This window comes from Staphylococcus sp. GW821-FHT11H10 (assembly GCF_058807855.1).
Window position 1 is genome coordinate 42,004 of sequence record NZ_JBXARC010000015.1, and the last position, 10,628, is coordinate 52,631.

General features: G+C 33.9%; 13 protein-coding genes and 1 riboswitch. Of the genes, 12 read left to right on the top strand and 1 reads right to left on the bottom strand.

Going from position 1 to position 10,628, the window contains the following annotated elements; genetic code table 11:
- The first annotated feature begins 9 nt into the window (after positions 1–9).
- From atpD to fabZ, 5 genes are all read left to right on the top strand, one after another.
- On the top strand, positions 10–1,422 hold the full coding sequence (atpD, locus tag AC1RRU_RS08940; protein WP_011275243.1) for a F0F1 ATP synthase subunit beta: 1,413 nt from the start codon (positions 10–12) through the stop codon (positions 1,420–1,422).
- A 20-nt stretch (positions 1,423–1,442) separates the two neighbouring features.
- Positions 1,443–1,844, top strand: coding sequence for a F0F1 ATP synthase subunit epsilon (locus tag AC1RRU_RS08945; RefSeq protein WP_011275244.1), 402 nt, complete (start codon positions 1,443–1,445; stop codon positions 1,842–1,844).
- A 127-nt stretch (positions 1,845–1,971) separates the two neighbouring features.
- Positions 1,972–2,205, top strand: a complete 234-nt coding sequence (locus tag AC1RRU_RS08950) for a DUF1146 family protein (protein ID WP_011275245.1) — start codon at positions 1,972–1,974, stop codon at positions 2,203–2,205.
- 104 nt (positions 2,206–2,309) lie between these two features.
- A complete protein-coding gene (gene murA / locus AC1RRU_RS08955) occupies positions 2,310–3,575 on the top strand; it encodes a UDP-N-acetylglucosamine 1-carboxyvinyltransferase (protein WP_033079610.1) in 1,266 nt (421 codons plus the stop codon).
- A gap of 39 nt (positions 3,576–3,614) precedes the next feature.
- Positions 3,615–4,052: a 3-hydroxyacyl-ACP dehydratase FabZ gene (fabZ, locus tag AC1RRU_RS08960; RefSeq protein WP_011275247.1), complete on the top strand. Its 438-nt coding sequence runs from the start codon at positions 3,615–3,617 to the stop codon at positions 4,050–4,052.
- Between the two features lie 179 nt (positions 4,053–4,231).
- Here the strand turns inward: fabZ and AC1RRU_RS08965 are convergent, their stop codons facing one another.
- Positions 4,232–4,675 carry a YwpF-like family protein gene (locus tag AC1RRU_RS08965; protein WP_011275248.1) on the bottom strand — a complete coding sequence of 148 codons (444 nt, stop codon included), beginning with the start codon at positions 4,673–4,675 and terminating at the stop codon, positions 4,232–4,234.
- Between the two features lie 187 nt (positions 4,676–4,862).
- On the opposite strand from AC1RRU_RS08965, the gene AC1RRU_RS08970 reads away from it, so the two are divergent.
- From AC1RRU_RS08970 to yidC, 7 genes are all read left to right on the top strand, one after another.
- Entirely contained in the window at positions 4,863–5,261 is a 399-nt protein-coding gene (locus AC1RRU_RS08970) for a single-stranded DNA-binding protein (RefSeq protein ID WP_011275249.1), read from the top strand.
- A 338-nt stretch (positions 5,262–5,599) separates the two neighbouring features.
- Positions 5,600–6,307, top strand: coding sequence for a transglycosylase family protein (locus AC1RRU_RS08975; protein WP_011275250.1), 708 nt, complete (start codon positions 5,600–5,602; stop codon positions 6,305–6,307).
- Positions 6,308–6,417: 110 nt separating this feature from the next.
- Positions 6,418–6,520, top strand: a riboswitch (TPP riboswitch).
- Between the two features lie 75 nt (positions 6,521–6,595).
- Positions 6,596–7,285: a thiaminase II gene (gene tenA, locus AC1RRU_RS08980; RefSeq protein ID WP_011275251.1), complete on the top strand. Its 690-nt coding sequence runs from the start codon at positions 6,596–6,598 to the stop codon at positions 7,283–7,285.
- Entirely contained in the window at positions 7,278–8,099 is an 822-nt protein-coding gene (gene thiD, locus AC1RRU_RS08985; RefSeq protein WP_016931211.1) for a bifunctional hydroxymethylpyrimidine kinase/phosphomethylpyrimidine kinase, read from the top strand. Before tenA ends, thiD begins: the two co-directional genes overlap by 8 nt.
- Complete coding sequence (thiM, locus tag AC1RRU_RS08990) at positions 8,092–8,883, top strand: hydroxyethylthiazole kinase (protein ID WP_011275253.1); 792 nt, start codon at positions 8,092–8,094, stop codon at positions 8,881–8,883. Before thiD ends, thiM begins: the two co-directional genes overlap by 8 nt.
- 1 nt (position 8,884) lies before the next feature.
- Positions 8,885–9,523 (top strand): thiamine phosphate synthase, encoded by a 639-nt coding sequence (gene thiE / locus AC1RRU_RS08995; RefSeq protein ID WP_011275254.1) that lies wholly within the window; start codon positions 8,885–8,887, stop codon positions 9,521–9,523.
- An 88-nt stretch (positions 9,524–9,611) separates the two neighbouring features.
- A complete protein-coding gene (gene yidC, locus AC1RRU_RS09000; RefSeq protein WP_011275255.1) occupies positions 9,612–10,487 on the top strand; it encodes a membrane protein insertase YidC in 876 nt (291 codons plus the stop codon).
- Positions 10,488–10,628 lie beyond the last annotated feature (141 nt).

A 10,628-nucleotide genomic window follows, 5' to 3' on the forward strand; every position in this document is an offset into this window, starting at 1 on the left:
GGAAACAACATGAGTAATGGCCGTGTAACTCAGGTTATGGGTCCTGTTATTGACGTTCGTTTTGAACATAATGAAGTACCTGAAATTAATAACGCCTTAATCATCGAAGTTCCCAAAGAAGATGGTACTTTTGAATTAACGCTTGAAGTTGCATTACAACTAGGTGATGACGTTGTTCGTACAATTGCTATGGATTCAACAGATGGTGTTCAACGTGGTATGGAAGTTCAGAACACTGGAAAAGACATTTCAGTACCAGTTGGCGAAGTAACTTTAGGACGTGTATTTAACGTATTAGGTGACACAATTGATTTAGAAGATAAATTAGATGGTTCAGTAAGACGTGATCCAATTCATAGACAATCACCTAACTTTGACGAATTATCTACTGAAGTAGAAATTCTTGAAACTGGAATCAAAGTTGTAGACTTATTAGCACCATACATCAAAGGTGGTAAAATCGGTCTATTTGGTGGTGCCGGTGTTGGTAAAACCGTTTTAATCCAAGAATTGATTAATAATATCGCACAAGAACATGGTGGTATCTCAGTATTTGCTGGTGTAGGTGAACGTACACGTGAAGGTAACGACCTATATTATGAAATGAGAGATAGTGGTGTTATTAAGAAAACAGCAATGGTATTTGGTCAAATGAACGAGCCACCTGGTGCACGTATGCGTGTGGCACTTTCTGCATTGACAATGGCTGAGTATTTCCGTGATGAACAAGGACAAGACGTTCTGTTATTCATCGATAACATTTTCAGATTTACTCAAGCAGGTTCAGAAGTATCAGCATTATTGGGACGTATGCCTTCAGCTGTAGGTTATCAACCTACTTTAGCTACAGAAATGGGTCAATTACAAGAACGTATTACATCAACGAATAAAGGTTCAGTAACCTCAATTCAAGCAGTATTCGTACCAGCCGATGACTATACTGACCCAGCGCCAGCAACTGCATTCGCTCACTTAGATGCTACAACTAACTTAGAACGTAAATTAACTGAGATGGGTATCTACCCTGCCGTGGATCCTTTAGCATCTACATCAAGAGCATTAGAACCAGCAATTGTTGGTCAAGAGCATTATGAAGTGGCACGAGATGTCCAATCAACACTTCAAAAATATAGAGAATTACAAGATATCATTGCTATTTTAGGTATGGATGAGTTATCAGAAGAAGATAAATTGACTGTAGAACGTGCACGTCGAATTCAATTCTTCTTGTCACAAAACTTCCATGTAGCAGAACAATTCACTGGTCAAAAAGGTTCATACGTTCCTGTTAAAACTACTGTAGCTGATTTTAAAGACATTTTAGATGGTAAATATGACCATATTCCTGAAGATGCTTTCCGTTTAGTTGGAAGTATGGAAGATGTAATTGCCAAAGCAAAAGATATGGGTGTTGAAGTCTAAACAATTAGGAGGTATAGATAATGAGTACAGTTAATCTTGATATTGTCACTCCTAATGGTTCAGTCTACGAAAAAGATGACGTTGAATTAGTTGTTTTTCAAACTACAGCTGGTGAAATGGGTGTCATGAGTGGGCATATTCCGACAGTTGCCGCATTAAAAACAGGCCATGTAAAAGTGAATTTTAGAAATGGTACTGAATATATAGCTGTTAGTGGTGGCTTTGTTGAAATTAGACAACATAAAGTATCTGTCATTGTTCAAACAGCTGAAACTGCAAGTGAAATTGATGTAGAACGAGCTAAATTAGCTCGTCAAAGAGCACAATCTCATTTAGAAGATCAGGATAACAGTGATATAAACAGAGCTAAAAGAGCGTTGGCAAGAGCTGAAAACCGCTTACGCGTAGCAGAATTAAAATAATTAAAAAGGTTTGGAAACTAACTTTAGTTTTCAAACCTTTTTTATGTTGTATCATAGTCACGATTAGTATCATTCTGTGCTTATTTAATGTACAATATAGTACAGAAATCTAAAAGGAGAGAATGTCATGGATTATATAGGACAATTTGCAATAGTACACTTAATTTTACATGTTCTGTGTATTTGTATAGCTTATTGGGCATTAAACTCTCTTAAATTAGATCAATTTTTTAAAAAAGGCTATGCTACTCAAGTACAAGTTTGTCTAATGTTTTTAGCGGTATTATTGGGTACAGCTGTTAGTAATTTTTTAATTGATTTATTACAATTCTCAACACAAGTGAAATTTTTATTTCAATAATGAGGTTATTGTAAATTCTTTTTAAAAATGGATATAATAAATAAATAATTGATTGAAAATCGGGAAATGATGATAGTAATAGGAGTTTAAAGTGGAGGATTATTATGGATAAAATAGTTATAAAAGGTGGCAATCGCCTAACTGGAGAAGTTAAAGTTGAAGGAGCTAAAAATGCAGTTTTACCAGTACTAACTGCATCACTGTTAGCATCAGAAGGTCAAAGTAAACTTGTTAACGTTCCAGATCTAAGTGATGTTGTAACAATAAATAATGTGTTATCAACATTAAACGCTAATGTGGAGTATAACAAAGAAGAAGGTGCTGTATTAGTTGATGCATCTACAACATTAAAAGAAGAGGCACCTTATGAATATGTTAGTAAGATGCGTGCGAGCATATTGGTTATGGGTCCTTTACTAGCTCGATTAGGACATGCCATTGTCGCATTACCAGGTGGTTGTGCAATTGGTGCACGACCAATAGAGCAACATATTAAAGGTTTTGAAGCTCTAGGTGCTGAAATTCACCTTGAAAATGGAAATATTTATGCTAGTACAAAAGATGGTTTAAAAGGTACAGATATTCATTTGGATTTCCCTAGTGTAGGTGCAACTCAAAACATTATTATGGCTGCTTCACTTGCAAAGGGTAAAACAGTAATTGAAAATGTTGCTAAAGAACCTGAAATTGTTGATTTAGCAAACTATATCAATGAAATGGGTGGTAAAGTTACCGGAGCTGGTACTGATACTATTACAATTCATGGTGTCGAAAAATTAAGAGGTGTTGAACATTCAATTATTCCAGATAGAATTGAAGCAGGTACCCTTATCATAGCTGCTGCAATTACACGTGGTGATGTATTTGTTAGAGACGCTGTGAAGGAACACATGACTAGTTTAATTTATAAACTAGAAGAAATGGGTGTTAATTTAGATTTCCAAGAAGATGGTGTAAGAGTCACTGCTGAGGATGAACTTAAACCAGTTGACGTTAAAACATTGCCACATCCTGGATTCCCAACAGATATGCAATCACAAATGATGGCGTTATTATTAACAGCTGAAGGTCATAAAGTGATAACTGAAACAGTCTTCGAAAATAGATTTATGCACGTTGCCGAATTCAGACGTATGAATGCAAATATTACTGTAGAAGGCAGAAGCGCTAAAATACAAGGTAAGAGTCAATTACAAGGTGCTCAAGTTAAAGCAACGGATTTACGTGCAGCTGCAGCATTAATATTAGCTGGTTTAGTAGCTGAAGGTACAACTCAGGTTACTGAATTGAAACATTTAGACCGTGGTTACGTTAATTTCCATGAGAAATTAAAATCATTGGGCGCTAACATTGAAAGAGTAAATTATTAATAAGATAATTATCGTATAAACTTCTGGAGGACTTACATTATGGAAACAATTTTCGATTATAATCAAATTAAACAAATTATTCCACATAGACAACCATTTTTACTAATTGACCGTGTAGTTGAATATGAAGAAGGCAAAAGATGTGTGGGCTTAAAACAAGTATCTGGTAATGAGCCATTTTTCCAAGGACACTTTCCAGATTATGCTGTAATGCCTGGCGTACTAATTACTGAAGCTTTAGCTCAAACAGGAGCTGTTGCTATGCTAAACAGTGAAGAGAATAAAGGTAAAATTGCTTTATTTGCTGGTATTGATAAATGTAGATTTAAAAAGCAAGTAACTCCTGGTGATACTTTAATGTTAGAAGTAGAAATTACTAAAATTAAAGGTCCGATTGGAAAAGGTACAGCTAAAGCAACTGTTGATGGACAATTAGCTTGCAGTTGTGAACTAACTTTCGCAATTCAAAATGCTTAGATAATCATAGATGGGAGTAGGACAGAAATAATATTTTCTCAAAATTTATTTCGTTGGCCTACCCCGGAAAGGATGACTAGGTTTGAAAAAAGCTTGATTCAAGCGCATTTTCAAATCAGTCAGCAACTGACAAAATGATAAAGTAGGCTGAGACATTTAATTTTGTCTCAGCCTCATTTTTATTCTCTCTCAAATTTTTCTTCTTTAAGTTTTGGTTTTGATTGCATCATTCGATTGAATGTTATTTTTAACTCTTCACCAGAAAGACCTTCATCTATCAACTGTTCTAATAAACTCTCTGCATATACTTGACGTAAAGTATAAATATGGCAGTCAAATACTATTGACATTGTTGTTTCGAATTCAGAAATGCTTTTAATTGTGGCATCAAATAAAGCGGGATCATTTGAAGGACGCGTTATCACGACTCTAATGTCCAATAAAGTTTGATCATCATAATATTTTTTCATTGTCTCATAATGTGCATTTGAAATGACAACCTCTAAGAGCCAACCTGTGCCACTATTTTCTTTATTAATGATTACACCATCTTCTAACTCGAATTCAGTTATTCCACCATTTTCGTTTACGATTTGAAAACGTACAGCTTTAAATGTCTTCACTTCATCACATCCCCAAAAAAATTTAAATTATGCAAAAAATGAAATTATTAATAATCTAATATGAGTTTTACAATTATTTTCTTTAAATATATCAAACTTTGTGTATTAAGAGGAATAAAAATATTAAAAATAGAATTTTGACGCTTAAATTATAAATGAATAATATAGTTATAGAAGGAGGTGACACATGCTAAATAAAATTGTGATAGTAGGTCGATTGACCAAAAAGGCACAAATATTTGAAAACGAGGAGGTGAAAATAGCTACGTTCTGTGTTGCAACTGAACGTAATTATAAAGATGAAAATAATGAAATAGCTTGTGATTATATTTTTTGTAAGGCATTTGGTAAAACAGCAACAAATATAGAATCATATACAGACCAAGGCACTTTAGTTGGTATTACAGGACAAATGAGATCTCGTAAGTACGATAAAGATGGCCAAACGCACTTTGTGACTGAATTATATGTTGAAACAATTAAATTTATGTCCCCTAAATCTAAAAATGATAATATTCTTCCTAACACCTCATATGATGAAGACGCTTATTCCTTTGATCACCTTGAAGTGATTGATGTTAACTAATGTTCTAATAACTCCATCCCTTTTTACTATAAAAACTTCTTTTAATTATACTCATGGCCTCTCTTATATAAAGAATTTTATAAGGGAGGCTATTAAATTATCCATTTAATTATCTGAAAGATTTCATAAATATTACAAAGAAAAGATGTTTATTTACCTATTCAAAACTGTCATGATAGTTTGCAATTGAAATAATTATGGTTTTACTAATGTAATTTCTATGTAAAAAAGTCCTGTCTTTTTTTATTTCACTGTAACCTACTATGATTTTATGGATGTTAAAGTGTTACTTGTAAAATTAATTAAGACACAAACATTCTTAGGAGGATATATATATTATGAAAAAGACAATTATTGCTTCATCATTAGCAGTAGGTTTAGGAGTAGTTGCTGGCAACGCTGGACACGCAGATGCGAGCGAAGCTCAAGTAAATAAAGCAGAATTAGCTCAATTAGCTCAATCAAACGATCAATCATTAAATGATAGCCCTATCCAAGAAGGTGCTTACAATGTAACTTTTGATTATGAAGGTTTCACTTACCATTTTGAATCAGATGGTACTAATTGGAGCTGGAACTATGCACAATCAGGTCAAGCTTCTCAACAACAAGATGTAAGTGCACAAGCTTCAACTGTTTCTAATCAAACTTCAGCTGAACAAGTTGGTTCACAACAACAATCTAGTCAAGCTCAACCAACTCAAACTCAACAAGCACCTCAAACTGAACAAACACAACAACCACAAACTGAAGCTACAACTTCTAACTCAAGTTCTTCAAATAACAATGCTTCAAGTGGTTCTTCTGTAAATGTTAACAGTCATTTACAACAAATTGCACAACGTGAATCTGGTGGCGACATTACTGCTATCAACCCAAGTTCAGGTGCAGCAGGTAAATATCAATTCTTACAATCTACTTGGGATTCAGTAGCTCCTGATGAATATAAAGGTGTTTCACCAGCACAAGCTCCTGAAGACGTACAAGATGCTGCAGCAGTTAAATTATATAACACTGCAGGCGCTTCACAATGGGTAACTGCATAATATAGTAATTTAATTATTTTAAAGTAAGAGTGGAACAGTGAATTTTGTTCCACTCTTTTTTGTTTTGTTTGATAAAACGCAGTCATTTTGATATTGTTAAATTAATAAATTAATGCTACTAGGGGAGCCATAGTAAATGGCTGAGATGATTAATTCAGACCCTTATAACCTGATTTGGTTAGTACCAACGTAGGAAAGTAGTTATGTAAATGTTACGTTCTCTTTATTGAATGATAGCTACATTTCTACGTTGAAATGTAGCATTTTTTAATTTTAAGGAGGATTAATATGACATTTTCAACTGAGATTAAAGAGGCTGCGCAACCTATTATTGAAGAAATTTATAATGATGGTTTTATACAAGACCTATTAAAAGGGGATTTAGATGCTCAAGCAGTACGTCAATATTTAAGAGCAGATGCATCATATTTGAAAGAATTTACAAATTTATATGCACTTCTTATCCCAAAAGCGCCATCAATGAAGGATGTTAAATTTTTAGTTGAACAAATTGAATTTATGCTTGATGGTGAGGTTGAGGCACATGAAATCCTAGCAGATTATATCAACGAACCTTATGAAGAAATTGTTAAAGAAAAAGTATGGCCACCTAGTGGAGATCATTATATTAAACATATGTATTATCACGCATATGCACATGAAAATGCTGCGTATACTATAGCTGCAATGGCACCTTGTCCTTATGTATATGAAGTAGTAGCTAAAATGGCATTAGATGATCAAAATCTAAATAGAGATTCAGTAACATCGAAATGGTTTGATTTCTATAGCACAGAAATGCGACCATTAATCGAAGTATTTGACAATTTATTAGATGAATTAACAGCAAATTGTACAGAACAAGAGAAAAAAGATATTAAAGAAAGTTTCTTACAAAGTACTATACATGAACGTAATTTCTTTAATATGGCTTATATTAATGAACAGTGGAACTTCGGAGGCGACAAAAATGCATAAACCCAAAATTGCTTTAACAATTGCAGGAACTGATCCATCAGGTGGCGCTGGTGTAATGGCCGATTTAAAATCATTTCATGCCTGTGGCGTCTACGGTATGGCAGCGATTACAAGTATTGTTGCGCAAAACACGAAAGGCGTTCAACACATCCATAATCTTGAGATAAGTTGGGTACAAGAACAATTAGACAGTGTCTTTAATGATGAATTACCACATGCTATTAAGACAGGCATGATTGCAACTCATGAAACAATGGAGTTAATCCAACATTATTTGAAACAGCATTCAGATATTCCATACGTTATTGATCCAGTTATGCTTGCTAAAAGTGGTGATTCACTTATGGATGATGATACTAAGAAACATTTACAGAATACATTACTACCTTTAGCAGATGTCGTCACGCCTAATATTCCTGAAGCAGAGGAAATTACTGGTATCAAAATAGACACTGAAGAAAATATACGAAAAGCTGGTAACATATTTATTAACGAGATAGGTAGTAAAGGCGTCGTAATAAAAGGTGGGCATTCTGCTGATTTAAACAATGCCAAAGATTTCTTGTTTACTAAGGATGATGTATATACTTTTGAAGATCAACGCTTTGATACAAAACATACTCACGGCACCGGATGTACATTTTCAGCGGTAATTACTGCAGAACTTGCAAAAGGTAAATCAATCTATGAAGCGGTAAAAAAAGCTAAGAAATTTATTTCATTAAGTATTCAATATACGCCAGAGATTGGTCAAGGTAGAGGGCCGGTGAACCATTTTGCTTATATGAAGAAAGTAGGTTTAGATGATGAATAACTTAGAACGTTTGAGACAAGAGAACCCTCTAGTTGTATGTTATACAAATGATGTCGTGAAGAATTTTACAGCCAATGGTTTACTCAGTATCGGCGCGAGCCCAGCAATGAGTGAAGCACCTGAAGAAGCGAAGGAATTTTATAAAGTCGCTGGTGCATTACTTATTAATATTGGCACGATGACTAAAGCAAATGAACAAGACATATTGGAAATTGGTAAAATTGCGAATCAACAAGGAACACCGATTGTATTTGATCCAGTGGCAGTTGGTGCATCTTCATATCGTAAAGCATTTTGCCAAAAATTCTTATCAGAAGTGAAAGTATCAGTAATTAAAGGAAATGCCTCAGAAATTTTAACGTTAGTAGATGCGACTACAACGATGAAAGGTACAGATGGTAAAACTGACTTAGATGTTGTTGAAATAGCTAAGAGAGCCCATGAGGAATTGAATACAGCCATCGTGTTAACAGGTAAAGATGATGTTGTTGTCCAAGGTGGCAAAGTTGTCAAGTTATCTAATGGGTCACCTTTATTAGCTAAAATTACTGGTGCTGGATGTTTACTCGGTGGTATTGTAGCGAGTTTCTTATTTAGAGAAGAAAATCCAACACTACAAGTGTTAGAAGAAGCAGTGAGCATTTATAATATTGCTGCTGAAATTGCTGAAAAGGATCAACAAGTGAATGGACCAGGTACATTTTTACCCAAACTGTTAGATCAAATGTATAACATTGATTTTAATACTTACCAACAACAAGTCAAAAGACAAGAGGTTGAATAATATGTTTAATTCATCATCATTAAACGTTTATTTTATTTGCGGTACGCAAGATGTTCCAGAAGGAAAAGATATTAGAGAAATACTAAAACAAGCTTTAGAAGCTGGAATTACCCTTTTTCAATTCCGTGAAAAGGGGCCAACATCATTAGATGGTGTTGAGAAAGAACATTTAGCAATTGATTTATTAAAACTATGTCATGACTATCAAGTACCATTTATTGTAAATGACGACGTTGATTTAGCTGAGAAAATAAATGCAGACGGTATTCATGTAGGGCAAGATGATGAAAATGTGAAGTCTTTTGCTGAACGCTTCAAAGATAAAATCATTGGGCTTAGCATTGGAAATGAGAAAGAATATTATCATTCGGATTTGGAACATGTTGATTATATTGGAGTTGGACCTATGTTTGCAACAATCTCTAAAAATGATGCTAACGCACCAGTAGGTCCATCAATGATTGCTACATTAAAGAACATCAATCCTTCGTTACCAATGGTAGCAATTGGAGGCATAACAGAAGACAATATTGAACCTATTGCTCAAAATGGTGCAGATGGTGTTTCAGTTATTTCAGCGATTGCACGTAGTCATAATATTGACAAGACTGTTACTAAAATGAAAAGTTATTTCAAATAAATAATAAAATTTTTCTTTTTTTGTTTTCTAGTACACGGTTACTATGATAAAATAATCCCTATGTGAATATATCAATAGAGGTGTAAAAATGAAGAAGAAAGCGTTACTACCTTTGTTATTAGGGGTAATGGTCTTTTTAGCCGGATGTGACTATTCTAAGTCTAGTAATAGAGATGGATTTTTCTATAATACATTCGTAGAACCAATGTCTAAAGTATTACATTGGTTAGGCCATTCAGTATTTAACGATGACTACGGTATTGCAATTATCGTATTAGTTTTAGTAATACGTATTATCTTGTTACCATTCATGCTATCAAACTATAAAAATAGTCATTTGATGCGTGAAAAAATGAAAGTTGCCAAACCAGAAGTTGATGGTGTGCAAGAGAAAGTTAAACGTGCACGTACTCAAGAAGAGAAAATGGCAGCAAACCAAGAAATGATGGAAGTTTATAAGAAATACGATATTAATCCAATGAAGAGTGCATTAGGATGTTTACCTGTATTAATTCAAATGCCAGTTGTCATGGGATTATACTTTGTATTACGTTACCGTATTGGTGGCGGTATTGCAGAACATCCTCACTTCTTATGGTTTAATTTAATACATCCTGATATTTGGATTACTATCATTGCCGGTGTGCTTTACTTTATCCAAGCTTGGGTATCAAGTAAGCAAATGCCTCAAGAACAACGTCAAATGACATATATGATGATGATTGTATCACCAATCATGATTATTTGGATTTCATTAAGTTCGGCTTCAGCTTTAGGTTTATATTGGTCAGTCAGTGCGGCATTCTTGGTTGTTCAAACATACTTCGCCAATATGTACTATGAAAAAGTTGCTCAAAGAGAAGTTGCACCAATGATTGAAAAATTTAAGGAAAATAATAGTAACTCAAATAAAAAAGGTAAAAACACTCAAGTCGTTTCTAAGAATAATAAAAAGAAAAAATAAATTAGTTTAATTGAAACTAGTAAGTAAAAAGGTCGATATCCTTACGTAGGGTATCGACCTTTTTTGGCTCTATAATAAATTGGACTGATGACTAAAAATCATCAGTCCAATTTTTATGTTTGAATACAAAAATGGCGCAAT

Coding starts and splice junctions, on each gene's coding strand:
- atpD (WP_011275243.1), top strand. CDS start 10: ATGAGTAATGGCCGTGTAACTCAGGTTATGGGTCCTGTTATTGACGTT.
- AC1RRU_RS08945 (WP_011275244.1), top strand. CDS start 1,443: ATGAGTACAGTTAATCTTGATATTGTCACTCCTAATGGTTCAGTCTAC.
- AC1RRU_RS08950 (WP_011275245.1), top strand. CDS start 1,972: ATGGATTATATAGGACAATTTGCAATAGTACACTTAATTTTACATGTT.
- murA (WP_033079610.1), top strand. CDS start 2,310: ATGGATAAAATAGTTATAAAAGGTGGCAATCGCCTAACTGGAGAAGTT.
- fabZ (WP_011275247.1), top strand. CDS start 3,615: ATGGAAACAATTTTCGATTATAATCAAATTAAACAAATTATTCCACAT.
- AC1RRU_RS08970 (WP_011275249.1), top strand. CDS start 4,863: ATGCTAAATAAAATTGTGATAGTAGGTCGATTGACCAAAAAGGCACAA.
- AC1RRU_RS08975 (WP_011275250.1), top strand. CDS start 5,600: ATGAAAAAGACAATTATTGCTTCATCATTAGCAGTAGGTTTAGGAGTA.
- tenA (WP_011275251.1), top strand. CDS start 6,596: ATGACATTTTCAACTGAGATTAAAGAGGCTGCGCAACCTATTATTGAA.
- thiD (WP_016931211.1), top strand. CDS start 7,278: ATGCATAAACCCAAAATTGCTTTAACAATTGCAGGAACTGATCCATCA.
- thiM (WP_011275253.1), top strand. CDS start 8,092: ATGAATAACTTAGAACGTTTGAGACAAGAGAACCCTCTAGTTGTATGT.
- thiE (WP_011275254.1), top strand. CDS start 8,885: ATGTTTAATTCATCATCATTAAACGTTTATTTTATTTGCGGTACGCAA.
- yidC (WP_011275255.1), top strand. CDS start 9,612: ATGAAGAAGAAAGCGTTACTACCTTTGTTATTAGGGGTAATGGTCTTT.